The 25,385-nt window shown below is 67.5% G+C and carries 21 protein-coding genes and 1 tRNA gene; 7 read left to right on the top strand and 15 right to left on the bottom strand.

The window, feature by feature from the left end:
• Positions 1-152: 152 nt before the first annotated feature.
• Entirely contained in the window at positions 153-638 is a 486-nt protein-coding gene (locus IHV25_RS09480; protein WP_192534885.1) for a DUF2867 domain-containing protein, read from the top strand.
• Between the two features lie 202 nt (positions 639-840).
• Here IHV25_RS09480 and IHV25_RS09485 read toward each other — a convergent pair.
• The 4 genes from IHV25_RS09485 to IHV25_RS09500 form a co-directional block, all read right to left on the bottom strand.
• Positions 841-915, bottom strand: a tRNA-Thr gene (locus tag IHV25_RS09485).
• A gap of 696 nt (positions 916-1,611) precedes the next feature.
• Positions 1,612-2,898 (bottom strand): Glu/Leu/Phe/Val family dehydrogenase, encoded by a 1,287-nt coding sequence (locus IHV25_RS09490; RefSeq protein WP_192534886.1) that lies wholly within the window; start codon positions 2,896-2,898, stop codon positions 1,612-1,614.
• Positions 2,899-3,038: 140 nt separating this feature from the next.
• Positions 3,039-3,782, bottom strand: coding sequence for a lipopolysaccharide kinase InaA family protein (locus IHV25_RS09495; RefSeq protein WP_192534887.1), 744 nt, complete (start codon positions 3,780-3,782; stop codon positions 3,039-3,041).
• 68 nt (positions 3,783-3,850) lie between these two features.
• Positions 3,851-5,068 (bottom strand): 6-phosphofructokinase, encoded by a 1,218-nt coding sequence (locus IHV25_RS09500; RefSeq protein WP_192534936.1) that lies wholly within the window; start codon positions 5,066-5,068, stop codon positions 3,851-3,853.
• Positions 5,069-5,814: 746 nt separating this feature from the next.
• Between IHV25_RS09500 and IHV25_RS09505 the strand changes: the two genes are divergently transcribed.
• A complete protein-coding gene (locus tag IHV25_RS09505) occupies positions 5,815-6,669 on the top strand; it encodes a hypothetical protein (RefSeq protein ID WP_192534888.1) in 855 nt (284 codons plus the stop codon).
• A gap of 175 nt (positions 6,670-6,844) precedes the next feature.
• Here IHV25_RS09505 and IHV25_RS09510 read toward each other — a convergent pair whose 3' ends face one another.
• The 3 genes from IHV25_RS09510 to IHV25_RS09520 are packed head-to-tail and all read right to left on the bottom strand — an operon-like array spanning position 6,845 to position 9,203.
• Entirely contained in the window at positions 6,845-7,552 is a 708-nt protein-coding gene (locus IHV25_RS09510; protein WP_192534889.1) for a sugar phosphate nucleotidyltransferase, read from the bottom strand.
• On the bottom strand, positions 7,552-8,145 hold the full coding sequence (locus IHV25_RS09515) for a D-sedoheptulose-7-phosphate isomerase (protein ID WP_192534890.1): 594 nt from the start codon (positions 8,143-8,145) through the stop codon (positions 7,552-7,554). The genes IHV25_RS09510 and IHV25_RS09515 overlap by 1 nt, the downstream gene beginning before the upstream one ends.
• A complete protein-coding gene (locus tag IHV25_RS09520) occupies positions 8,133-9,203 on the bottom strand; it encodes a GHMP family kinase ATP-binding protein (RefSeq protein ID WP_192534891.1) in 1,071 nt (356 codons plus the stop codon). Before IHV25_RS09520 ends, IHV25_RS09515 begins: the two co-directional genes overlap by 13 nt.
• 691 nt (positions 9,204-9,894) lie before the next feature.
• Between IHV25_RS09520 and IHV25_RS09525 the strand changes: the two genes are divergently transcribed.
• Positions 9,895-10,611 (top strand): DUF1013 domain-containing protein, encoded by a 717-nt coding sequence (locus tag IHV25_RS09525; RefSeq protein ID WP_192534892.1) that lies wholly within the window; start codon positions 9,895-9,897, stop codon positions 10,609-10,611.
• 367 nt (positions 10,612-10,978) lie between these two features.
• Here IHV25_RS09525 and IHV25_RS09530 read toward each other — a convergent pair whose 3' ends face one another.
• From IHV25_RS09530 to rimO, 3 genes are all read right to left on the bottom strand, one after another.
• Positions 10,979-11,482, bottom strand: a complete 504-nt coding sequence (locus IHV25_RS09530; RefSeq protein WP_192534893.1) for an OmpA family protein — start codon at positions 11,480-11,482, stop codon at positions 10,979-10,981.
• Positions 11,483-11,583: 101 nt separating this feature from the next.
• Entirely contained in the window at positions 11,584-12,597 is a 1,014-nt protein-coding gene (locus IHV25_RS09535) for an OmpA family protein (protein WP_192534894.1), read from the bottom strand.
• 249 nt (positions 12,598-12,846) lie between these two features.
• Positions 12,847-14,256 carry a 30S ribosomal protein S12 methylthiotransferase RimO gene (gene rimO, locus IHV25_RS09540; protein ID WP_192534895.1) on the bottom strand — a complete coding sequence of 470 codons (1,410 nt, stop codon included), beginning with the start codon at positions 14,254-14,256 and terminating at the stop codon, positions 12,847-12,849.
• Positions 14,257-14,883: 627 nt separating this feature from the next.
• Between rimO and cbiB the strand changes: the two genes are divergently transcribed.
• Entirely contained in the window at positions 14,884-15,906 is a 1,023-nt protein-coding gene (cbiB, locus tag IHV25_RS09545) for an adenosylcobinamide-phosphate synthase CbiB (RefSeq protein WP_192534896.1), read from the top strand.
• 452 nt (positions 15,907-16,358) lie between these two features.
• Here cbiB and IHV25_RS09550 read toward each other — a convergent pair whose 3' ends face one another.
• Together IHV25_RS09550 and IHV25_RS09555 are read right to left on the bottom strand one after the other, a co-directional pair.
• Positions 16,359-16,949: a polymer-forming cytoskeletal protein gene (locus IHV25_RS09550; protein WP_192534897.1), complete on the bottom strand. Its 591-nt coding sequence runs from the start codon at positions 16,947-16,949 to the stop codon at positions 16,359-16,361.
• A 191-nt stretch (positions 16,950-17,140) separates the two neighbouring features.
• A complete protein-coding gene (locus IHV25_RS09555) occupies positions 17,141-17,857 on the bottom strand; it encodes an EI24 domain-containing protein (RefSeq protein ID WP_192534898.1) in 717 nt (238 codons plus the stop codon).
• 246 nt (positions 17,858-18,103) lie between these two features.
• Here IHV25_RS09555 and IHV25_RS09560 point away from each other — a divergent pair, with 246 nt between their 5' ends.
• The 3 genes from IHV25_RS09560 to cobA are packed head-to-tail and all read left to right on the top strand — an operon-like array spanning position 18,104 to position 21,839.
• Positions 18,104-19,117 (top strand): adenosine kinase, encoded by a 1,014-nt coding sequence (locus IHV25_RS09560; RefSeq protein WP_192534899.1) that lies wholly within the window; start codon positions 18,104-18,106, stop codon positions 19,115-19,117.
• A complete protein-coding gene (typA, locus tag IHV25_RS09565; protein WP_192534937.1) occupies positions 19,117-20,952 on the top strand; it encodes a translational GTPase TypA in 1,836 nt (611 codons plus the stop codon). Before IHV25_RS09560 ends, typA begins: the two co-directional genes overlap by 1 nt.
• Positions 20,953-20,966: 14 nt before the next feature.
• Complete coding sequence (gene cobA, locus IHV25_RS09570) at positions 20,967-21,839, top strand: uroporphyrinogen-III C-methyltransferase (protein ID WP_192534900.1); 873 nt, start codon at positions 20,967-20,969, stop codon at positions 21,837-21,839.
• Positions 21,840-22,126: 287 nt separating this feature from the next.
• Here cobA and rsmA read toward each other — a convergent pair whose 3' ends face one another.
• Genes rsmA through IHV25_RS09585 form a run of 3 tightly spaced genes read right to left on the bottom strand, consistent with a single transcriptional unit; the run spans position 22,127 to position 25,369 of the window.
• Positions 22,127-22,966 carry a 16S rRNA (adenine(1518)-N(6)/adenine(1519)-N(6))-dimethyltransferase RsmA gene (gene rsmA / locus IHV25_RS09575; protein WP_192534901.1) on the bottom strand — a complete coding sequence of 280 codons (840 nt, stop codon included), beginning with the start codon at positions 22,964-22,966 and terminating at the stop codon, positions 22,127-22,129.
• Entirely contained in the window at positions 22,963-24,042 is a 1,080-nt protein-coding gene (pdxA, locus tag IHV25_RS09580; protein ID WP_192534902.1) for a 4-hydroxythreonine-4-phosphate dehydrogenase PdxA, read from the bottom strand. The genes rsmA and pdxA overlap by 4 nt, the downstream gene beginning before the upstream one ends.
• 19 nt (positions 24,043-24,061) lie before the next feature.
• Complete coding sequence (locus tag IHV25_RS09585) at positions 24,062-25,369, bottom strand: peptidylprolyl isomerase (RefSeq protein WP_242018910.1); 1,308 nt, start codon at positions 25,367-25,369, stop codon at positions 24,062-24,064.
• Between the last annotated feature and the right edge of the window lie 16 nt (positions 25,370-25,385).

A 25,385-nucleotide genomic window follows, 5' to 3' on the forward strand; every position in this document is an offset into this window, starting at 1 on the left:
ACCGGATCCTCGCAGCCCGCCGCTGTTCCTCAGGCACGGGCCGCCTGGTTCACACCGAACGGCAGTTTTTCCTGCCTGATGACGGGCGCCTCTCTACCCGTTACCGTAACGCCTCCGGTCTGTCACCAATCCTGTCTCAGGAGGAATGCCCCATGATTGAGGTCGAGACCCCGGTTCCAGGAACCATGTTGACGGCGCCGGTTTCGCTTCTGGCGTATCACGACACACAGAACGCCCCGGTTGCGTCCGGCATGACAGCCGTCGACGCCTATTGGACAATGACGAGCCGCTTGCCGGATCTCTATCGCCTTTTGTTTCGCGTGCGTGACGCGTTCGGATCGTCTGTTGGTATCCGGCCAGTCGGCGGTTTCGAGGGACCATGCAGCCGCGAGGTTGTCTCCGGTGGCCGGGTGGACTTTTTCGACGTTGTCCGGGTCTCCGATGAGCGCCTTGTACTGAGCGCAAATGATCATCACCTGGATGTCATGATTTCCATCAACATTCACGGAGAGCCGGGAGCGCGCCGGTTGCATCTGACGGCTTCGGTCCGGACACACAACCGGGTTGGGAGGGTCTATATGCTTCCCGTGCGTCCGATTCACCGACTCCTGGTGGCCTCGATGCTGAGACGTCTCTGAGCGCCCGGACCCGTTGTGCGCCCTGGACGGCGGGCTCTGCCACAGGGTTGCCCGGGCAGCGAAAAGACGCGCGCGGGCCCACGCCGGGGGGCAAAACGGGAGAGCCGCCGGGCATTTTGGAAACCGCCGCTGACCGTTTTGGAAAACACGAAAAAAGGGGCTGCCCGACGCCGGACAACCCCTTGTTTTCAAATCAAAAAACTGGTGCCGTTGAGAGGATTTGAACCTCCGACCTACTGATTACGAATCAGTTGCTCTACCCCTGAGCTACAACGGCAACGTTTGGCAATCCCGCTCCGGCTGTGGCCCGAAAAAAACCGGAGCCGCTGGAGGAACGAGGCCGGACCATAAAAGGCATGCGGCTGGAATGCAAGCCTCTTTTTCCGGAACCCGCACCAGAAATCCGGAAAATGCCCCGGCGGCCACGCGCCCCATAAAACGCCCCGCGATTCCCGCCAAACCCTCTGGCAGAGCCTCCGGAACAACGCCCTGCCCATCAGGACAGACCGTCGGAACGACGTCCGGCCACCCGGCAGCAACGGCGCACCATCCGGCGGCCACGGAGGGGCGCTCTCGCACGACCGAAAAGGCCGTCGGCATCGGGCTCCCCGACAACGCACCCCGCCTCGCCGCCCCACCGCCGGTCGGGCGTGACGGCCGAAAATGGACGCCCCCACGCGTCAGCCGGCATGGAGCGGGGCACCGGACACCGGAGCTGCGCCGATCCCGCCGCCAGCCCCACGCCCCCAAAAACGGCCACCGAAGCAGGCCCCGGGCCCAGGCAGGGTCCGCAACGCAAACAGGGCCCCGGCCCCACACATCGACCCGACACACCTGGCCCCAAGCCCGCAGGGCCCGCAGCGCACAGAAAAAGCCCCGGAGCACAGGCCCCGGAGCTTTTTTCAGTCAGGAGGACCGGAGCCGCGGGCGGACACAGGCCCGCACCGCCACTCGTTCCGGTTTGTCTGCCCGATCAGCGGGAGTCGTCGTGACCCTGGGTACCGCCCGCCTCGATGGCGTCATTCAGGCGACGCAGCGCGTGAATGTAGGCCGAGGTCCGCATGGAGGTCTTGGTCGCCTTTGCAAGCTCCCAGATCGCCCGGCTTTCGCGGTCCATGATGGCCTTCAGGCGGGTGTGGATTTCATCCAGCTCCCAGTAGAACATCTGGAGGTTCTGGACCCACTCGAAGTACGACACGGTCACGCCACCGGCGTTGGCCAGAATGTCGGGGACCACGATCACGCCGTTGTCCTCGAGGATCTTGTCAGCCTTCGGAGTCACGGGGCCGTTGGCCAGCTCGAGAATGACCTTGGCCTTCACGCGGTGCGCGTTGTCCTTGTTGATCATCTCCTCGAGCGCTGCCGGAACCAGGAGGCAGCAATCGGCGGCGATCAGGTCATCCGGATCCATGGTCTGGATGCCGTTCATGCCCGCAAGGGCGCTGACCATGCCGGTCTCGTGCTTGACGCGGACGGCCTCGTAGGCGTCGATACCGTCGGCGCAGTAGACCGCACCGCGGGAGTCGGACAGGCCAACGATCTTGTAGCCGTCGTTGTGCAGGAACGTGGCCATGTGCTGGCCGGCGTTACCGAAGCCCTGGATGCAGACCGTCTTGTCGCAGTCCGCCAGGTTCAGTTCCTTCTCCAGGTTCTTGACGACGTGGAAACCGCCGCGCGCCGTGGCGTCGGAACGGCCCAGCGAGCCTCCCAGCGCAATGGGCTTGCCGGTGATGAAGGCCGGCTGCGGCTTGCCCGCAAGGGCACTGTACTCGTCAACCATCCAGCCCATGACCGACGCGTTGGTGTTCACGTCCGGCGCGGGAATGTCACGGTCCGGACCCATGAGCGGGTAGAACGCCCGGACATAGGCACGCGACAGGCGCTCCAGCTCGGCCCGGGACAGGGTCCGGGGATCGACCCGCACCGCGCCCTTGCCGCCCCCGAAGGGAAGGTTCATGACGGCGCACTTGCACATCATGCGGAAGGCGAGCGTCTCGACCTCGTCCAGGCTGGCATCGGGGTGGAAGCGGATACCGCCCTTCGTGGGGCCCTTGGTATCATCGTAACGACAGCGCCAGGCGGTAAAAGAGCGTTCGGTGTTATCATCCATCCGCACCATCAGGCGCGCCGTCATGCTTTCTTTCGGCGAGCCCAGCTGCTCGATAATCGAGGGGTGGACGTCAAGGTGCCTTGCGGCCTCGAGAAGGAGGCCCCGGGCGTTGTCCAGCTGGGGATGGAATTCTTCAACAGGAGTAACCATCGTAGCGGTTTCCTTTTTTGTAATCATATCAGGGACTAGCGTGCGAACGTCATCCGCGGCACGGCGCGGGAGTATGGTGGATTTCCTCCTGGGAAACCACCACTTTGCAAAAAAAACATGGGGAGCAAGAAGGAAAACGTCTATGCCAGTTTTTCGATTAAAGTGACCAGAGCGCGTACATCCTTCATCCGAAACCGTAAAAAAGGCTTGCGGTTTACAATTTTCAGGATGCGATAGCGCGCCAGAATGCTCCCGAGGCGCTCTGCAGACCGCCCGCTTGCATCGTAAATCGAGCAGACGGCAACCGGGTCGAGTTGCGAATCGCGCTTGGACAGTGAAATCAGGAACTGAAGAAGATCGCGGAGCTTCATGTGCTCGAGCGGAGCGCTCCCGGTGTTTTCCTCAAAGTCGATCAGCACGATACGTCCGTCCTGGCGCACCAGAAAGTTCCGTATCTGCGCTCCGCCATGGGCGTGGCCCTTCTCGTGAAGGGCCCGCAGTGCGGCCAGAGCTTCTGCAATCAGATCCTGGCTTCGGGCGGACCGCGGGTTGTCCCTCAGGAAGGATTCAAGCGGCTCGCCCTCGTGGGACAATACCAGATAGGAGGGGTCCTCGTACAGCACTTTGGGCACCGGAAGCCCCAGCGCCCCATACCGCCGCAGAACCCCGGCCTCGAACGTGGCCCGGGAGACGTCCGGCGCCAGAACCGTGGGCGCCAGAAGGGGAGCCCCGGTGAGCCGGTAGGCTACCCGCTGCAAAAGATGCAGGATTCGGCCCCGAGGCTCGTTGTCCTGTTTCACCACGACCCGCTCGCCCGAGTCGAGGACATGGACAAAGACCCGGGAACGGCCGGCACGCACAGTTTCGGGAATTTGGTACGTCATGAGCTTTCCAAAGAACGGGGCGGGACAGCCCTCCGGCTCCCCCGCCCGCATCGAATCCAGTGTGAACCCTAGCCGCGATTCAGGACTTTGGGAACGAAATTCCTGCGCAGCCGGTACGCGTCGGGCATGCCGCGGCCCAGAAGCGGGCGCAGGTACATGAGAAACGCGTCGGTCACGTCGTGGCCGTTGGCGGCAATGAACTCGTCGGGCATGGTGCGGGTCTTGCCGGCCACCTCGGTCAGCTCGGTGAACTGGTAGTCAACCGAGTAGAAGCCGGTACGGTGGATGGTGACCGAGCCGTCCCGGTCCTCCCACATGGCGAACTGCACCGCCTTCTCGCCCACCTCGCGGGCCTCGCGCTGGTCCACGTCCGAGACGCAGCCCACAAACGAGCGCTGGAGGTAGCCCAGGGTGTCGCCCCGCACGCGCTTGATGCCCGTGCGCTTCTTGACCAGGTCCACCAGCAGGTCCGCCAGCGCCCCGGTTCCGGAAAGCTGGACGTTGCCGTGGTCGTCCCGCTCCACCTGCTCGGCGAGCTGGGTGATGATGGGCTGGCCGGTGCTGTCGTGGATCCCCTCGGAGACCGCCACAACACAGCGGCCGTGCTTGGTGTAGTACTCGCGCACCTGCTCGACGAACTTGTCCACGTCGAACACCCGCTCCGGCAGGTAGATCAGGTGGGGGCCGTCGTCCGGGAACTTCTTGCCAAGGGCCGAGGCGGCCGTCAGGAAGCCTGCGTGGCGCCCCATGACCACCGCGATGTACACTCCCGGGAGGGCGCGGTTGTCCAGATTCGCCCCCATGAAGGACTGGGCCACAAACCGGGCCGCCGAGGGATAGCCCGGGGTGTGGTCGTTCACCATCAGGTCGTTGTCGATGGTCTTGGGGATGTGGACGCAGCGCAGGCCGTACTCGGCCCGGCGGGCCTCCTCGGAGACAATGCGCACCGTGTCCGAGGAGTCGTTCCCCCCGATGTAGAAGAAGTAGCCGACCTTGTGGGCCTTCAGAACCTTGAAGATCTCCTGGCAGTACTTCAGGTCCGGCTTGTCGCGGGTGGAGCCCAGGGCCGACGAGGGCGTTTCCGCAACCATTTCAAGGTTGTGCGTGGTCTCCTGGGTCAGGTCGAGGAAGTCCTCGTCCACGATGCCCCGCAGACCGTGGGACGCGCCGTAAACCAGCTCCACGTTCCGGAACTTCCGGGATTCCAGGACGGCCCCGACCATGGACTGATTGATAACCGCCGTCGGTCCGCCGCCCTGCGCCACGACCACCTTGCCACTAAACATGCTCACCGGTTGGTTCCTTATCCTGCTGTTCCGTCAACCCGAGGGATCCGGCCCGCCGCGCATGCATCCTGGCCGCGCGGCACGGCCTGCCCCGTATCCGGAGCGGGGCTTCCCCCCGGAATCCGGACCGGATGAACTGTAGCGCATCTTCGAAAGGCTCGAAACCGCTTTATTTTTGCCATGATCGGAACGCGGGAACGGGAGGCACCCGGCACCACCTCGCGTCACCGTCTGCGGGCCACTCCGTATCCACCCGGGGCCCCCTCTCCGTGCCCACCTCCCGGCACACCCTTCCGGCGCCACCGTCCCCGTGCCCACGCGTGCAGGGGGGTGCCGCTCCCGGTCCTGTGCCCACCGACAGAACACCGCTCCCGGACCCGGCCGGCAACACGGGAGCCTGCGGGGCCTGGCGTGCCCTGCCCCGGCGTGTCGCACCATCGCTGCACCCCGAGGCCGCCCCGGTCCGGAGCCGGGACAGCGCCAGCCATCCGCACCCTTTTTTTTCCCCGGAAAATTTGCAAGACTCCTCCGGTCAACGGGCGCCGGGGTGAGAAAATTCTGGACCCCGCCCCCTTAATTCTTTCAAGAGGCTCTTGATGCGGAAAGTATTTACCGGTCTTTTTTCGCTCGTCATGATTGGTTCCGTCATATCGGCGGGAGCCCTTCAGCTCTCCTTCTGGACGATACCGGCATTCCTCGGCGCTTTTGTGCTGATGTATGCCCTTCAGAAATGGTCATCGTGGCGGATGGCCGCTGCGACCGGGATGATGTCTCTTGTTCTTCTGGGTTTTGTGGCCAACGTGATTGCCCAGACCCTGATTGTCGCCCTTCTTTATTTCGTTCCCTTCGGGATCGCGGCTGCCGTGACCGGAAGCGCGGCCACGCCCCCGGGCTTCGGCGAGCACGAGGGGATTGCCCTTGCCGCCTGTCTGATCGGCGGGCTTGGGGCCTTCCTGCTCTACCGGCCGGAGCCGGGACTGGGCGACTCCTACGCATCGCTCCTGCGCCAGGCAGAGGAACAGGGCCGCGCGTCGATGGCTCCGGCGGAGGCCGTGCCTGCGGCTGCGACGGCGCTGCCGCCCGCCTCCGCACCGGCAACGCCCGCCCCGCCCCCCGCCCCGACGGTTCCCGAGCGTCCGGACAGCTATGAGCAGCTGATGGAGGATCTGCTGGACGTGGCGGAGAGCGAGATTGTCATGCCCGCCAAGCTCTACGAGATGGGGCGGCGCTTCGCGGTCCTGTCCCCGATGGAGCGCACCGTCGAGGTGCTGCGCGAGCAGCTCTCCTTCTCCGAGAACATGAACCTGCGGCGGATTGTCCAGATTGCCCTGCGCTTTTTCGACCGCCCGGACTTCGATCCGGCCAGCGTGCACGACCTGGTCCTTGCGGGGCTCGAGGACGGCGAGGACTGGGTCCGCTTCGACGCCCTGCGGGCCGGTGATGTCCTGGGCTACCGGGATGACGCGTTCCTGGCCCACGTGACGGCCATCGCCGACGGGATGGAGGCCCCGCCGCTGGACGAGCAGATTCCCGCCTCGGATGCGGCGCTCCAGGCCCGGGTGCGGGCCGCACGGCTGCTGGAAAAGCTGGCGGCCGCCTGAGCCTGCCCGCAGACCCCGGCCCCATGCGGGCCGGGCGCTCCCCCGGGCTCCTGCAACGGCGGGGCCCGAGCGGACAGCCGGACCGGCAACACAGCCGGAAAGACGGGGCCCCGAGCGGACAGCCGGACGGGCGGCTCAGCCGGAAAGACAGCCACCCCCCGGTGGTTCGGGGCATTCAGCCCCGGTGCCAGGCCGGGATCAGGGTCTGGGCCCTCTCGAAATCCGCGGGGGTTCCGATGTCCAGGAAGGCGCCATCCGTCAGGTGGGCGTAAATCTCGTAGTTCCGGGCGTGACCGAAGATTTCCCGCTCCAGGCTGAACTTCTCCGGCATGGGAAACCGCTCCGGCAGGTCGGCCCGCAGGACATAGACCCCGGCGTTGATCACGGCAGGGCCGGGAGCGTGGTCCGCATCATCGTCGGTGCAGAGCCCCAGAACCCGGTTGCCCTCCAGGATCAGGCCGCCGAAGCGCGAGCGGTTTTCGATCTCCCGGGCGGCAATCACGATATCCGCCTGCGGGTGGGCTGCGGACAGGGCCGCCAGGTCCAGGCTGGCCCAGGTATCGCCGTTCAGGGCGAGAACCCGCTCCTCCCGGCTGTGACGCAGAGCCGCCCACAGGGCGCCCCCGGTCCCGCGGGGATTTTCCTCGCGAACGTGGTCAAGGCGCAGGGTGCCGTGGGTGTCCCCAAGGGTCCGGTAGAGCACGTCGGCCATGTAGCCGCTGGCCAGGATCACCCGCTCGACCCCCTGACGGGCCAGGGTGTCCAGAAGCCAGCACAGGAACGGGCGCCCCGCCACCGGCGCCAGAGGCTTGGGCACATCGCTGACCACCGGCTTCAGGCGAACCCCGAACCCGCCGACCAGAATGATGGCCTCCCGGAGCATCAGGCCGGCTCCCGCGGGAACATGCCCGCCTCGATCATCTGGCACAGGGTGTGGCCCAGAAGCTCGTGGCCCTCCTGGATGCGCGGCGTGCAGGTGCTGGGCACCCGAAAGCAGATGTCGCACAGGTCCAGCATCTTCCCGCCCGCCTGTCCGGTGAAGCCCACGGTGAGCATCCCCCTTGCCCGGGCGACCTCAAGGGCCCGCACCACGTTCGGCGAGTTCCCCGAGGTGGACAGGGCGAACAGCACGTCTCCGGGGACGCCCAGGGCCTCGACCTGCCGCGAGAACACGTGGTCATAGCCGTAGTCGTTGCCCACCGCCGTGAGAATGGAGGTGTCGGTGGTCAGGGCCACCGCCGCCAGGCCCGGGCGGTCGTAGTAGAACCGGGCGACCAGCTCGCCGGCCCAGTGCTGGGCGTCGGCCGCGCTGCCGCCGTTTCCGCAGAACAGGAGCTTGCCCCCGTTGCGGAGCGACGCCAGACTGGCATCGACGGCCCGGAGCAGGTCCTGGCACAGACCCCGGTCCTCCATCATGGCTCCGATCAGATCCCGGGTTTCCGAGAAGGCCTTGATAACGTCGTCTACACGCGCCATGAGGTGACGCCCTCCTTCGTATACTGGATTGTTTCCGTGCGGAACCCCCGCGCACCCAGGGCCGCAAGGACACTGCGCCGGTGCTCGAAGGGAACAAAAAACATGATGAAGCCGCCGCCTCCGGCTCCCGACACTTTCCCGGCGGACGCCCCGGCGGAGAGGCCCGTGTGCATGGCCTCCTCAATGTGGGCGTTGCTGATGGACGATGCCATGTCCTTCTTGCTTTCCCAGCCCGCCTGAAGCGTGGCGCACACCCGGGCGATGTCACCCTTGAGCAGGGCGTTTTTCATCTCCACGGCGGTCTGCTTCAGGGCGTGCATGGCCTCGACGGACTTTTCGGCGCCCTTTTTCACGTTCGCGGTCTGCTCGTTGATGATCTCGGCGCTCTGGCGGCTGACCCCGGTGAAGCACAGGATCGTCTGGAGCGTCATCTCGGCGATCACCTCGGGTCGGATGCGCAGAGGGTTCACAATCACCGCGTCGTTGGCCGAGAACTCCATGTAGTTGAAGCCCCCGAAGGACGCGGCGTACTGGTCCTGGCGCCCCCCCGCAAGACCAAGATCCTTGCGCTCGATGGTGTAGGCCAGGCTGGCGACGTCGTACTCGCCAAGCGGCAGGGCGAGCAGGTCGGCCAGCGCCTGCACCACCGAGACCACCAGCGTGGACGACGAGCCCAGGCCCGATCCGGCCGGAGCCTCCGAGTAGGTGGCGATCTCCAGGGGGAGAGGCTCCCCGTCGCAGTAGTCGCGAACGATGCGGTTGTAGATGGCCTTGAGCAGGGCAAGGGGGCCCACGGCCGGAACGGGGTGCGCGGCCTCCAGGGTCTCGGAAACCCCCAGGTCCTGGCTCACGAAACGCACCTGGCCGGGCTCGATCAGGCGGACGCTGGAATAGATGAAGCGATCAATGGTGGCGTTCATCACCGCGCCCCCGTACAGATCGCAATAGGGCGAGACGTCCGTGCCCCCGCCCGCGAGCCCCAGCCGCAGCGGCGCCCGTGCGCGGACACACGTGCTGCGGATACCCGGGCGGCCCAGGCTTTCGCGTCCTTGGATCATGCGGCCCTCCGCCGTTTCTGCCCCCATCACTCCCCTGCCCGTCATCCGGGACGACCGGTCCCCGGCCGGCTCATGCCGGGCCCACGGCGGGGTGCCGGACCCGCACGCAAGAACCGCTCCCCGTCCGGGAGAGCCAGAGCCCCCGCGCAGGCGAAAGCCGGTCTGCCAACGTGTCCAGAAGAGGTTATAACACCCGGAGAACCAAAGGCATAGGGAAAGCGCCGGAGCCCCCGGGGCCTTCGGCGGCGCACCGGGGCCCCACCGGAGCGCGCGTCCGGCAGGCCACTCCACACAGACCCGGACCCGCGCCCGGCCCTGCGTCCGGCGGGCCGCTCCACACATACCCGGCCCTGTGTAGCCGGGGCCCCATGCCGCCCCCGTACCCGTCCCTCCTACCCGGACCCGGACGGCACGGTCCGGGGCCATCCCCCGGCTATTTCCCCTTTTCGCGGCGCAAAAGCGCATCGGTGTTTGACCGCACGCAAAAGGCGGCGTATACCTTTGCGAAAGCGCCCAGCCCTCGGGAGCTGCCGGGCCGGATACCGAGTCCCGACTGCCGCTTTTCCCTTCACAACTGAGTTCGAAGGGCTCCGCAGGCCCCGTCCCGGGCAGGCGGAAGGGGGGCTCTGTCGCGTTCACGCCCTGCCGGCCAACCTTCACACGGTCGCACAACACACGAAGAGGTAAGACGATGTCGCTTCCGCTGATGCCCAAAGCCACCGCCGTGTGGCTCGTGGAGAACACGTCCCTGACGTTCGAGCAGATTGCCGACTTTTGCGGAATGCACGCGCTCGAAATTCAAGCCATTGCGGATGGCGAGGTCGCGATCGGCATTACCGGCCTGAACCCCATCGCCAAGAGCCAGCTGACCCCCGAGGAGATCCAGCGCTGCGAGGCCGATCCGGACACCCGCCTGAAGCTGCGGCCCGCCGAGAGCCACCTGACCCGTGCGCGCAAGGGCGCCCGCTACACGCCCGTGTCCAAGCGCAACGACCGTCCGGACGGAATCGCCTGGCTTCTGAAAAACCACCCGGAAATCAGCGATGCCCAGATCTGCAAGCTGATGGGCACCACCCGCCCGACCATCCAGGCCATCCGGGACAAGAGCCACTGGAACTCGGCCAACATCAAGCCGCGCAACCCGGTCACCCTGGGCCTGTGCTCGGAAGCGGACCTGGAGAAGGCCCTTGCGGTCTCCCAGCCCCGCAGCTCCTCGATCTTCCTGGTGCGCGCCTCCGAGGCCAGCGCCCTGTCCCAGCCGGCGGCCCCCGCGGACACCGGCCACTACGGCCGGACCGAGCCCCAGGACGCCCACTCCGAGGCGGAATCCCTGTTCCGCCGCCCCGCCAGCCCGGCTCCGGCCGAGAGCGGGACCGAGACGGATCCGGACGACAGCGCGGACTTCTGAGCCCGCTTCAGACTGCACCGCGGACGTCAAAGGCCGCGTGACACGACACAGCACCGGGGCACCGGGGGCAACACCCCCGCCCCGGACGCTGGCACCCCGGGCCACCCGTGAGGCGTCCCAAAAGGCCCCCGGCGCGCATACCCGCCCGCCCCGGCCTCTCCCCCGTCCGGACCCGGTTTGACCGGACCGGCAAGCCGCTCCCGACACAGTCCGCTCCCATGGCATGCGGCCCTGCCTGGCTCGCGCCGCCGGCTGCCATGGCCCCTGCCCTCTCCCAAAACGCAAACGGCGCCCGAAAACCGGACGCCGCGTGCACGGGGGACAGGCACCCGGCCTGCACCCCACATCCCGATCCCGATACCCCGGGCTACTTCACCACAATCGTCGCCCGGCGGTTCTGGGGCTCGCGAACCCGGTCGGCCGTGTCCACCAGAAGGTCGGTCTTGCCCTTGGCCTCCAGGGTGATGGCCTCCGGGGGCACCCCCTTCTTCACCAGCTCGTCACGCACGGCCTCGGCCCTGGCCTCGGACAGCGTGGCACAGCGGTCCTCGTCGTGCCAGGTGTCCGTGTGCCCGGCGACATGGACCTGAACGGAGCCGTTCTCCTTGCTGGCGTTGCGGGCCTTGTCCGCGGCTGCGTCCACAATGAGAAGGCCGCCCGGGGTCAGGTCACTGGAATTGAAGTCAAAGAACACGTTGTAGGGCCCCTGAACCACGGGGCCGCCCGGAACCCCGCCCAGGGTCCGGACCGACGGAGCGGGCGCCTGGGCAGCCGCTGACCCGGAGGGATCTGCAGCCGTCTGGGCCGACACGCCCGTGGCAGCACACACGAGAAACGCAACACCAAGAACAGGACGGAGGATAGTTTTCATCAGACGCTCCTTGTTTTCTGGGTCTTCCTGGTTTTCTGGCAAAAAGAAAGCGCTCCCCGGCTCTCCCGGGAAGCGCTCTCGAAGTCCTGATGCGAACGGCCTCAGTTCAGGACGATCACAACACGACGGTTCTGCGGCTCGCGCACGCCGTCGCCGGTGGCCACCAGAGGCTCGGACTTGCCCTTGGCGTACACAGCAATGGCGGAGCGCGGGATCCCGTTGCGCTCCAGCTCGGCCATGACGGACTCGGCACGGCGCTGGGACAGACGGAGGTTGTAGGCCTGCGAGCCAACCGTGTCGGTGTGGCCGGTCACGTTGATGACCGAGCTGCCCTTGGACTGGGCGTTGGACGCCGCCTGGGCGATGATGCCCGCCGCTTCCGGCGTCACGTTGGAGCGGTCGAAGTCAAAGAAGACCATGTAGCTGTCGGGAACCGCATAGACTTCCTGCTGGGCAACCGGGGCCGGAGCCGCAGCCGGGGCGCCGAACGCATAGCGCAGGCCCACCATGACCGTGTGGTTTCCAAGACCCTCGTACTTCACGCCGCCGTCCTTGAAGGACGTGGTGCCGAGGTAGCGGTAGTCAACCGTCATGCCGAAGTTGTCGGTGATGTTGTACCCGACACCGGCAATTCCCTGGTAGCCGAACGCCGTGTCGCTGCCATCCTTCACGCCGCGGGGCATGTCGATCCAGCCCAGCACCGCACCGACACCACCACCGATGTACGGGTAGAGAGCCGTGCCCGTGTCGAAATCAAAGAGGGCGTTGACCATGAGGGCCGCGGTGTTGATATCGATATTCTTCTTCTCGAGGTAGTTCACACCACCCCACTTGAGCGAGTCGATCCCGTTGGAGCGCCAGGTTCCCTCGAACTCGACGCGCGGGCTGCCGAAGCCCACGTTTCCGAAGGCATAGCCGATCGCGCCACCCACGGCGTAGCCGGTGTCCTTCTTGGACTTCAGGGTGATGCCCTCTGATGTGACGTCAGCGTCCTGCATCCAGTTCACACCACCATGAATAGCAACATAAGGCCCCTCCGGCGTCTGGGCGCCCGCAATGGCCGGGGCAACTGCCACAACTCCAGCCAGTGCAAGGGAGGAAAAAATCTTTCTCATTGGTTGTCCCCTCGTTTGATACAACTGGAAAGACGAGAACAACGGCGTTGGCCCATTGCCCAGTTTCCATAATCGGATTCCCAAAAAGCTTTCTATAAAACCCTCTGGAAAGCAAGCCGGTCCGGGGGTTCCGAATCGTTTTGCATCCGCCTGTGCCTTTTTTGCAACAGAGAACCCGGGGGAATTTCGGGGCCTGAAGTATAGTTTGAATAATTCCCAAGAACAGCGCCGCCCGATACCGGAAGACGGTCAGGGACGGGGAACGCGCTTTCGGGCGCCGCGGCCCGGAGGAGGTGTGGAACGACCCGCCAAAGTTGTTCGCGCGTCCCGATTCGGGACACCCCTCAGGTCGTAGGCATCCGATCCGGTGATCCGAACCGGCACCAGGTCTCCGGGGCGAAGATGGAACGCCGTCTCCACCACCACGGTGCCGTCCACCTCGGGCGCGTCCCCCACAGAGCGGCCCACCGCCACACCGCCGGGGCGCACCGTATCGATCAGAACCGGCATCTCGCTGCCCACCCGGGCCCGCAGCTTCCGGGCGCTGATCTCCTTCTGAAGCGCCATGACCCGATCGCGGCGGGCCTCGCGCTCGGAAGCATCCACCGCGTCCGGCCAGGTGGCGGCCTCCACGCCACGGACGGCCTCGAAGGCGAACACACCCACCCGGTCAAGCCGGGCTTCCTCCAGAAACTCCATCAGAAGACGGACGTCCTCCTCCGTCTCGCCGGGGAAACCGGTGATGAACGTGGAGCGCAGGACAAGGTCGGGGCACTGCTCCCGCCAGCGCCCGATGCGCTCCAGGGTCCGGTCCAGCGCGGCCGGGCGGCGCATGCGCTTGAGGACCGCGGGGCTCGCATGCTGGAGGGGCATGTCCAGGTAGGGGAGGATTTTCCCCTCGGCCATCAGGGGGATGACCGCATCCAGGTCCGCGCCCGGGTAGGCATACATCAGGCGCACCCACACCCCCAGATCCCCCAGCGCCCGGGCCAGGTCCGGCAGGCGGCTCGCCAGGGTCTGGCCCTTCCAGGGGCGCTGCTCGTGGCCCAGGTCGCGGCCGTAGGCGGTGGTGTCCTGCGAGACCACCACAAGCTCGCGGACACCGGCTTGGGCCAGGGTCTCGGCCTCGGCCATGACCTCATCCAGGGGGCGGCTGACAAGGCCGCCGCGCAGGGCCGGGATCAGGCAGAACGAGCACCGGTTGTCGCATCCCTCGGAGATCTTCAGGTACGCATAGTGGGGCGGCGTCAGGCGCAGCCCCTGGGGCGGGAGAAACGAGCACGACGGATCCCGGGGCGGCGCCACCACACGGTGGACCGCATCCACAACGGCCGCGTACTGGTGGGGGCCCGTGACCGCCAGAACCCGGGGATGGGCGGCCCGGACCGCCTCGGGATCCGCGCCCAGACAGCCGGTGACGATCACCTTCCCGTTCTCGGCCAGAGCCTCGCCGATGGCGTCCAGGCTCTCGCACCGGGCGGAGTCCAGAAACCCGCAGGTGTTGACGATCACCACATCGGCGCCGTCGTAGGACGGGGACAGCCGGTAGCCCTCGGAGGCCAGGTGGGTGACGATCCGCTCCGAGTCCACAAGGGCTTTGGGGCAGCCGAGGGAAACAAGGCCGATGGACGGGGCGGCTGAGGCGGTGCTGGTGTTCATGGGATCTTCCACAGGCCGCGCCCGGACAGCCCGGGGGGCGGCAGATTGTATCGGACAGGGGCACCCGGGCCGGGAAGCCGGACGCCGGGAAACGGCGCGGGGGTCCTGGGCCCGGGAGCGGTGGGCGGAGCCGGAAGCGGATGCCGGAGGGTCACCGGATGCGGGAAGGCGGGATGCGAGAGACGCGTGAACCCCGGCGACCGCAAACCGGAGCCCCAGGACACCGCCAAAAGCGGCCGGGCACCCGGGACGGGGAAACCGGAGGCCGCGCATCGGGAGGCCGGACCGGACAGGCCGTATGCGGATGTGTGCTTACGCCAGTGCGGCGCCCCGCGCAAGTGAAGCCTGCGCCGCCCGGGTCCGGGCGCCCCCGGAGCGCACGGCATGGGAACCGCGCGGGACAGGCCCGGGATGATGATGCTGACAGCAGGGCCACGGGCAGCACGCCGCACGGAAGGGGCGTGGGGCAGAGCCCGGGCTGTCGGGCGGAGGGCAGACTCAGAACACGGGCCCCACGAGAAGGCCGGAGGCCAGAGTCCGGAAGCCAGAGGCAAAACTGCCCCGCCGCACAGCCCCGTGTGTGAAATGCGCTTGAACCGGCGCACGCGGACAGTGCATGCTCCCCCCATGACCGACACCTCTGTTTTTCTGCACCTTTTCCTGTTCGCGCCCCCGGCGCCCCTGGTCCTGGCGGCAGCGCTGGCCCTGGACGCCCGGTTTGGCGAGATGGGCCCCCTGTTCCGGATCGTACCGCACCCGGTGGTGATGCTGGGCACGGTGATCGGGCGCGCGGACGACCTTCTGAACCGCCCGTCCCTGAGCCCGGCGGTGCGCCGCCTTCTGGGGGTGCTGGTCCTGGTCAAGCTGGTGGGGCTGTTCGGGCTTGCGGGCCTCGCGATCCACCACCTGTGCGCGGCCCTGCCCCTGGGCTGGGTGTTCGAGGCCTTCTGCGCCGCGGTGCTGCTGGCGGGACGGAGCCTCCTTGACCACGTGCAGGCGGTCCGGACCGCCCTGGACACCGGGGGCCTGAACGCCGGGCGGCTGGCCGTGCAGGCCCTGGTCAGCCGGGACACGGCCTCCATGGACGAGGCAGCCATCTCCCGCGCGGCCATCGAGAGCCTGTCCGAGAACTTCTGTGACGCCCTGGTATCCCCGGCCCTGTGGCTCCTGGTCGGGGGCCTGCCGGGACTGTTTGCCTTCAAGGCGGTCTCGACGCTGGACAGCATGATCGGCTACCGCACCGAGCGCCACGGCGCCTTCGGCTGGGCCTCGGCCCGGCTGGACGATGTGGCCAACTGGCCGGGCGCCCGCCTGAGCGCGCTTCTGCTGGCGGGGGGCGCCCTGCTCCCTCCCTGGGGCCCGCGCCACGCCGCCGACGCCCTGCGGGTGGCCCTGAGGGACCACGCCCTGCACCGCTCCCCCAACGGAGGCTGGCCGGAGTCGGCCATGGCCGGGGTCCTGGGCATCTGCCTCGGAGGACCGCGGGTCTACCCCGGCGAGCCGGTTCAGGATCTGCCCTGGCTCGGCAGCGGACGCACGGACACCGACCGCAACGACATCGGCCGGGCGCTGGACATCTATCGCAGGGGCTGGTGGCTTGTGGGCGCGGGGGCACTGGCCGTCCTGGCCGCCCGGATCGCCCTGATCTAGAGGCCGGAAGGCGCCGGCGGACGCCGCAACGCCCCCGAGGACAGGGGAACGAGGACAGGGGAAAACGCGGGAAAAGCCGGAAGGAACGGGCAGCCCGGGAAGAAACCGGGCGGAACCCGAAGAAACCTGACGGAACCGCCTGGTGCCGAATACTGGCGCCGCGAAGCCCCTAAGGACACGGTAGAAGCCGGGAGAAATCAGGCGCCCCGAAAGAAAGCCGGCGACCCGAAACGACCCCGGAGAAACCGGCCGGTGCCGACGGACGAGCGGCCCCACCGGACCACCCGGGCTCAAAACCGGGCCGGGCAAACGGGCGCAAGCCCCCGCAAAACGCAAAACGCGGGAGACCGGACAACCGGATCCCGCGTTTCCTGGCCGGGCGGATCACACCGACCGGCAGCATACCAGGCGATCACAGCGCCGGGCCTGTGCCCCGCGCCTGTCCCCCCGAATCAGGGCAGGACCGAGGAGGACGGCCGGGGCGACTCCATCGGATCCAGGGTGCCCTTGATGACGGCCCCCTCCTCGACGGTGATGGCCGCGGTCTTGAGCGTGCCCTCGAACCGGGCCGTCGAGTAGATGACCGCGCGCTGGTGCGCCACCAGGTCACCCTCGAAGTGGCCGTGGATGTGGGCCTCCTTCACGTCGACCCGGCCCTTGAACTCGCCGCCCTCATAGACGCTGAGGGACGTGGCATCCTCGAGGTTTGCCTGGATCCGGCCCTCGACGACCAGGTGATCACACTTGGAGATCTCGCCCGAAAGGCTGATATCGCGCCCCACGGTCAGGGTCTTTTCCGATACGGACCCCGCCTCGTGCGGACGCAGCGCGCCGGGCAGGTCCATCATGCGACGCGAGAAATCGGGGGTCTTCAAGGAGGCAACGTTGGGGCGGGATGCCATGGGGGTTCCTCGTGTGGCAGCAGGTTTGAAAGCCGTCGGCTCCAGGTCGTCCGAAGACAGGACCGGATCGTCGTCCGACGGAAGCGGCGGGATATCGTCGTCCAGAAGGGCGTCGGCCCCGTCCGTAGAGGACTTATGCACCCCGAAAACGTCCTTTTCAAGGGGGCCGGTCTTTTTTGCAGCGCCTTTCGTCGGGTCGGACGACAACTTTTTTCTGGCTCCGAACATGGCAAACCTTCCTGTTCCATCTCGAGGGCTGTTGAGGGAAAAAGGGATCCCCTGAGAACAGTATCGCGGTCCATTCCTTACTTTTCCCTAAAAAACTCCCGTATTCAGGATTTAAACAGCCCTTTTCTTTGTACAAAGTGCGTGAAGACCGCTGTACCGATCACGGGAGTCACAAGGTTGACAACAGGAATACTGGCGAGAAAGGCAAGGCCGAGCCCCTCGACCCAGAGAGCCCGGGCGTTCTGCTCGCGCACCCGATCCGCAACCCCGGGCGAAACCCGCCGGAACGCGGCCTGCTCGAAGTACTCCCGGGAGAGAAGCCAGGCGTTGACCGCCCAGAACACCAGCACCCCGATCCCCGCAAGACCCAGAAGCAGGTAGACCGGCAGAAGAAGCAGGTTCAGTCCCAGGCTCACCAGACCGAACCGGACCGAGCGCACCAGGGGCTCGACCACCCCGGCGTCCCGGGGCGCGGGCAGGTCCGGATACCAGCGCGCCTCCACAGCCCGGGAGACGGGATCCAGAAAGAAGCCCGCGACCGACACACACAGGGTCGGAAAGAACAGGACCGACAGGATCACCGCGGTTCCCGTCCCCACGACCCCGTTCACCACGCCGTCCCAGCGCTGGTAGCCCTCCTGGAGGCTCTCCAGGCCGAACAGGGCGCTGGCCCCGGACACCAGCCAGGGCAGAAGCGCGGCCAGCCCCACGGACAGAAGCACGATGCCCACCACCGACAGCAGGGCGGAGCGCACCAGGGGACGACGCAGCTCCCGGTCCGACAGAAGCTGGGAGAACGCCCGGATAAAATCTCTGAACATGCTGGAAGGGCTCCTTTTTTCCGGATGTGCGATCCTGGCGGGCCTCCGGCCTCCCGGAGCCCCGGCGCGACAGGATACCCGAGCGCGCAACCGCCACACAATATAAGGGAGTCTTTTTTCTGTTCATCCGGGAAAGGAATGTGTATGGTGCGCTCCATTATTTTTGCGCCCCCTCCACCGGAAGGGGCCCGCCGGGCGCGTCTTCTGCCCCGGGTACCATTTCCTGATCCAATCGCGAGAGGTTAAATGACGGACCCCCGTTTCGACGTTGTCGGGATCGGCAGCGCTATCGTGGATATTCTTGCCCACGCCGACGACTCTTTCCTGGCCGCCCAGGACCTTCCGAAGTCCGGCATGGTCCTGATCGACGAGGCCCGGGCCGAGGCCCTCTACACGGCCATGGGCCCGGCGGTGGAAATCTCCGGCGGCTCGGCAAGCAACACGATGGCGGGCATCGCCTCCCTCGGGGGCCGGGGCGCCTACATCGGCAAGGTTCGCAACGACACGCTGGGCGGCATCTTCACCCACGACATCCGGGCCATGGGGGTCCACTTTGACACCGCCCCCCTGAGCGAGGGACCGGCCACCGCGCGCTGCATGGTGCTGGTGACCCCGGACGCCGAGCGCACCATGGCCACCTACCTCGGGGCCTGCACGCGACTTGGCCCGGACGATATTAACCGCGAGGTTGTGGCGGACGCCGCCATTACCTATGTTGAGGGCTACCAGTGGGACATGGCCGCGGCCAAGGACGCCATCCTGGTTGCAGCGGACACGGCCCGCGCCCATAACCGGCGGTTTGCCTTCTCGCTTTCCGACTCCTTTTGTGTGGACCGGCACCGGGCCGAATTCCTGGACCTGATCCGCAACCGCGTGGACATCCTGTTTGCCAACACGGCGGAAGTGCTCGCCCTGACGGAAACAGAGGACTTTGACGCGGCCTCCCGGGCCATGCAGCAGCTCTGCCCCCTTTCGGTGCTCACGCGCTCCGGGGACGGCTGCCGGATTGTCACGTCGGAGGGGATGGTCGATGTCCCGGCCCACCGGGTTGACACCATCGTCGATATGACCGGCGCCGGCGACCAGTTCGCCGCCGGCTTTCTCTGGGGACTGTGCCGGGGTCACGATTACGGGACCTGCGGCCGCATCGCCGCCGTCTGCGCGGCAGAGGCCATCTCGCATCTGGGTGCCCGACCCAACGTCCCCTCTCTTGCTGCCCTCGTTCACGAGACGCTGGGCCTGAACGGAACCCCTCAATGATCGAATTGCGCAATATCGCCATCATCGCCCACGTCGACCACGGCAAGACCACGCTCGTCGACTCCCTCCTGCGCCAGAGCGGAGCCTTCCGGGAGAACCGGAACGTTGCAGAGCGTGCCCTTGACTCCGGCGATCTGGAGAAAGAGCGCGGCATTACCATTCTGGCCAAGTGCACCTCGGTCGAGTGGAACGGAACCCGCCTGAATATCGTCGACACCCCGGGCCACGCCGACTTCGGTGGCGAGGTGGAACGCATCCTGTCCATGGTGGACGGCGTCATCCTTCTGGTGGACTCCGCCGAGGGCCCGCTGCCCCAGACCAAGTTCGTGCTGGGCAAGGCCCTGGCGCAGGGCCTGCGCCCCATCGTGGTGATCAACAAGATTGACCGCCCGGACGCCCGCCCCCACGAAATTCACGACGAGGTCTTCGATCTCTTCGCGAGCCTGGACGCCAACGACGAGCAGCTTGATTTCCCGTGCCTGTTCGCCTCCGGGCGCAACGGCTGGGCGGTCGAGAGCCTGGACGATCTGGCCAACGGCACCGAGGGCCTGACCCTCGAGCCCCTGTTCCGCCTGATCACGACCCACGTGCCGGGCCCCCAGCGGGATCTGGACGCCCCCTTCGCCATGCTGGCCACCACCCTGGATGCGGACCCGTACCTGGGCCGCGTGCTCACGGGCCGGATCGTCAGCGGACGGGCCCGGGTCAACATGCCCATCAAGGCCATGCACCGGGACGGACAGGTCGTCGAGACCGGCCGCGCCTCCAAGCTGCTGGCCTTCCGGGGTCTGGCCCGCGTTCCCGTGGAGGAGGCCGAGGCCGGCGACATCATCGCCATCGCCGGGCTGACCAAGGCCACGGTGGCCGACACCCTGTGCGCGCCCGAGATCACCACGCCGGTTGCCAGCCTTCCCATTGACCCGCCGACCCTGGCCATGACGTTCTCGGTGAACGACTCGCCGCTGGCCGGCCAGGAGGGCGACAAGCTGACCTCGCGGGTGATTGCCGCCCGTCTGGCCCGGGAAACCGAGGGCAACGTGGCCATCCGCATCACCGAGACCGAGGACAAGGACGCCTTCGAGGTGGCCGGTCGCGGCGAGCTTCAGCTGGGTGTTCTCATCGAGACCATGCGCCGCGAGGGCTTCGAGCTGTCCATCTCCCGCCCGCGCGTGCTCTTCCAGACCGACGCCGACGGCAACCGCGAGGAGCCCTTCGAGGAGGTCGTCATCGACCTGGACGAGGAGTTCTCCGGCACGGTGGTCGAGAAGATGGCCCTGCGCAAGGCCGAGCTCACCGAGATGCGGTCCTCGGGCGGCGGCAAGACACGCCTTGTGTTCCTGGCCCCCTCCCGCGGCCTGATCGGCTACCACGGCGAGTTCCTGACGGACACCCGCGGCACCGGCGTCATGAACCGGGTCTTCCACAGCTACGGCCCCTACAAGGGCGCCATCGAGGGCCGCCGCGAGGGCGTGCTCATCTCGAATGGCGCGGGCGAGGCCGTGGCCTACGCCCTGTTCAACCTCCAAGACCGGGGGCCCATGTTCATCGAGCCCGGCATGCGGGTCTACGAGGGCATGATCGTCGGCGAGCACAACCGGGCCAATGACCTCGAGGTCAACGTCCTGAAGGGCAAGCAGCTGACCAACATCCGTGCCTCTGGCAAGGACGAGGCCGTCCGCCTGACACCCCCCATCTCCCTGACCCTGGAGCAGGCCCTGGCCTACATCCAGGACGACGAGCTGGTGGAGGTCACTCCCAAAACCGTCCGGCTGCGCAAGCGCTGGCTTTGCCCGCACGAGCGCAAGAAGCGCTCCCGCGCGGCCAGCGCGGCGTAATCGGAGGGCGTTTGATGGTCCACAGCCTGGCCCTGTCCCGCCTGTCTCCTCTCCTGCCTCCCTTCGAGGCCGGAACTGTCTGGCTGGCGGGCGCAGGCCCCGGAGACCCGGGGCTTCTGACCCTGCTGGCGGTTCACGCCCTGTCCGAGGCGGATGCCGTGGTTCACGATGCCCTCATCGACGGGCGCGTGCTGTCCCTGGCCCGTCCGGGAGCCGAGATCATCCACGCGGGCAAGCGGGGCGGCCTTGCCTCCCCCACCCAGCCGGACATCTCGGCACGCCTGGTCACGCTGGCCCGGGAAGGCAAGCGGGTTCTGCGCCTGAAGGGCGGCGACCCGTTTGTGTTCGGGCGGGGCGCGGAAGAGGCCCACACCCTGGCGAAGGCGGGAATTCCGTTCCGGGTGGTCCCGGGTGTCACCGCGGGAATCGGGGGGCTGGCCTACGCCGGCATCCCGGTCACCACCCGCGACACCAATGCGGCGGTCACCTTTGTCACGGGGCACGCCGCCAGCGGCCTGCTGCCGGAAAACCTGGACTGGGGCGCCCTTGCGCGGCTTCCGGTCCTGGTGTTCTACATGGCGCACAAGCATCTGGGTGTGATCGCCGGGCGCCTTCTGGCCGAGGGCAAGCCGGGGAACACCCCCGCGGGCTTCCTGACGGACGCCACCACCGCGCGCCAGTGCTTCCACGCCACGACGCTGGAAACCGCCGTGATCGACCGGGACCGCCTGGGCGTCCGCCCTCCGGCCCTGTTCATCGTGGGGGACGTGGTGGCCATGGAGAAAACCCTCGGCTGGTGGAGCCCGCCCACGCTCGGGGACGATCCCGCCTCGGCGTTCTTCTCCCAGGGCGGATCGACGGAACCCGCGCACAGCGCCGCAAGCTGACCCGCACACAGACCCGACGGACGGGGCCCCACGGCCCCGGACGCACCCGACAGGCACCGCACGCCGGACCCGGTCCGACCCGCGCGGTGCTTTTCTTTTGGGGGGACAGGAGCCCGGGGAGAGTGTGGGCAGGCGCAGGGGACAGCGCCGCAGGTCAGGGGCGGGGACGCATCCGGGCCTGCAGACGGCCGCGCGCCCGCATCCCGACAATGCGGACGGCCACACAAGCCGGTCCCGAAACAGTGCGGGGCAGGAAGCGCCCGGCTCCGGTAGGGACAGGGGGCGCGCTAGCGGGCTTCCAGAGCCCGGGCCAGGGCGGCAAAGCCCTCCACCGGAATGGTCTCGGCCCGGTCGGTCGGAGCAAGGCCCGCGGCCTCGCACAGGGCCTCCGGATCCCCGAGGGGCGCCAGGCTGGAGCGGAGCATCTTGCGCCGCTGGCCGAAGGCCGCCGCCGTCACCCGTTCCAGCAGGTCGATCCGGGCCGGTGCCAGGGGCTCGGGCAGCGGATCCAGGCGCACCACGGTGGAGACCACCTTGGGCGGCGGCACAAAGGCCCTGGGGTTCAGGTCAAACTGGGGCGAGACCCGGCAGAGCCACTGGGTCAGCACGGACAGTCGCCCATAGGCCTTGGTTGCGGGGCGGGCTGCCAGCCGGTCCACAACCTCTTTCTGGAACATGAGCACCAGACACTGGAACTCGGTGATCTGCTTCAGCCAGCCGATCAGCAGTTCGGTGGCGATATTGTAGGGCAGGTTGGCCACGATCACGCGCGGAGCCTCGCCCAGGGCGGCCACGTTCACCTGCAGGGCGTCCCCCTCGATAATCTCGAGCCGCCCGCCGGACACGGCCGCAATCTGGTCCAGAGCCGCCCTCGGACGGGGATCGCGCTCGATGGCGTACACCCGGCACGCACCGGTGCCCAGCAGGGCCCGGGTCAGACCGCCCGGACCGGGGCCGACCTCGATCACGGTGGCCCCGTCCAGATCCCCGGCACACCGGGCAATCTTGGCCGTTAAATTCAGATCCAGAAGAAAGTTCTGGCCCAGGGACTTCCGGGCCGCAAGGCCGTGGGTCTCGATCACCTCCCGCAGGGGAGGCAGCCGGGACAGGTCATCCCCGGCGCTCATGAGGCACCGGCTGCGAAAGCGCGGCGGGCACGGACCATGCTGCACGCAAGGTCCAGCGCGCTCACGAGGCTGTCCGCACGGGCGGTTCCGGCGCCGGCCAGGGCATAGGCCGTGCCGTGATCCGGAGAGGTGCGCACAAAGGGCAGCCCCAGGGTTACGTTCACCGCCCGGTGGAAATCCAGCGTCTTGATGGGGATCAGGGCCTGGTCGTGGGTCATGCACAGGGCCGCATCATAGGTGGCGCGCGCCTCCTCGTGGAACAGGGTGTCGCAGGGAAAGGGACCGTCGGCCTGGATGCCGGCAGCCTGGAGGTGCTCGACGGCGGGACGGATCACGGTGTCCTCCTCGGTTCCCATCAGGCCGCCCTCCCCCGCGTGCGGGTTCAGGGCCGAAATCGCCAGACGGGGATGCTCGAGCCCGAAGTCCCGTTTCAGGGCCGCGCTCACCGTGCGGGCAGTCTGGACGATCCGGTCTGTGGTCAGGCTTGCGATGGCCTCGCGCAGGGACACGTGCACCGTCACCGGAACCACCCGAAGGCCGGGCGCTGCCAGCATCATCACGGGCACACCGTCACAGGGCCACAGGCGCCGGGCCAGCACCCCCAGGAAATCCGTGTGCCCGGGATGGGGAAAACCGGCCGCCTGGAGCACGGCCTTGTTGACGGGCAGCGTCACCAGCGCCGACGCCTCGTCCCCGGCCACCAGGCCAACCGCGTCCTCGATGGCCGCAAGAGTGTGGGCAGCGCTGGCGGGGTCGGGCACGCCGAACCGGACAGACGCGGCCAGGGGCACCGAGGGCTCGAGCACCGGAAGCGCATGGGAGAACACCTCCCGGGCCTCCGCCGCCGACGAAATGCGCCGAACCGGGCCAGCGCCGGTGTGCCGGGAGACGGACTCCAGCCAGTCGGCCGAGCCCATAACGAAGAACGGAACGGTGTCGGGAGTGCCGCGCCGGACGCAGACCTCCCAGGCCTTCAGGGCCAGCTCGGGGCCGACCCCGGCCGGGTCTCCCAGGGACACCGCAAGGGGCGCCGGAAACGCGGGAGACCTGTCAGGGCAAAAACAATCAGAGGACACGGGCGGAAGACGCCTTACATTAGATACGGATATCGATAATGGCCTGCTGTCTCAGGTCACGAAGGCGACGCTGGGAGAGGCCCTCCAGCTTCCGCTGGACGAGACGGTCGCGCAGTTCGTCGCGCGGCGGGATCCCCTCGGGCGGGCGCTCGCACACCATGAAATAGGCCTCGCCGTCATCAAATTTGAGAGCCGGCGAGACCTGCCCAACGCCAAGCCCCTGGATGCGGCTGCGGATCTCGGGCGCAAGGGACTCGGGCCCGACCATGGCCACCGGAGCGGACGGCGCGCCCAGCTCCTCGGCCAGGCGGTTGAAGGCCTCGCAGCCCCGCAGAGTGGACACCTGGGAGCGCAGGGCCTGGAAACGGTCCGGCGGCAGGGCCTGGGGACCGGCGGAGGGCAGAACAATGCGGGCCAGCGGAGTGCCGTTCCCAGCCGAGCCCGCCGTGCGCTTGGAGCGCAGAAGGACGATCTCGTACCCGCCGTAGGTCCGAATGGGGCGGGACACGTTGCCCGCCTGCATGGTGGAGAGGGCCTCCAGCACCTCGGGATCGAAGTCACCGGGGGCGACCCAGCCCATGTCACCGCTGCGCTCGGCGCTGGCCGAGCGGGAGAACTGGCGGGCCAGGGCCCCGAAGCTGGCCCCTTTCCTGAGCTGCTCCAAAAGGCGGTCCGCCAGGGCCCGGACCTCGGCCTCCTGGCCGGGCGAGTCGACCGCAAGGAAGATGTTGGCAATCAGGTACTCGGGCTGGCCCAGGTTGCGCTTGAGCTGGTTTTCATAGATGGCCAGCTCCTCCGGCGAGACGCTGGCCCGACCGAGAAGGGTCCGGCGCACATAGTTGACCCAGCTGATCTCGGCCTTGACCTGCCGCAGCACCGCATCCCACTCGAGACCGGCGGCCCTCAGGTTCCGCTCCAGGGCGCCCGGAGGCATTCCGTTCTGCTGCTCCAGACGGCGGACACCGCCCTGGATTTCCTCGGGGCTGGCAATCGTGCCGGCCCGGGTGGCCTCCTGAAGCTTGAGGGTCTCCTCGATCAGGGCCCGCAGGATCTGGGGCGCAACGCGCTGGGCCACCTCCGGCGTGTTGGGCATTCCCGAGGTCGCCATCACCAGGGCCATGCGGGTGTTCAGATCCCGCACGGAGATCACGTCGTTGTTGACGACGGCAGCGATACGCTGGGCCGAGCCGCTCTGGGCACGGGGGTCGGGGGCCCGGGCAGACACCGGGGCGGGAGCCGCAACAGCGACAAGAAGACTGCACAGGCAGGCGAGCACAGGCACACCCGAAAGGATTCGCACCGAGATCAGTTTTGAAAACACGGCCATAGTCCTCAGTAAACGC

Origin of the sequence: Phaeovibrio sulfidiphilus, from assembly GCF_014861485.1 — a bacterium.
GTDB lineage: Bacteria > Pseudomonadota > Alphaproteobacteria > Rhodospirillales > Rhodospirillaceae > Phaeovibrio > Phaeovibrio sulfidiphilus.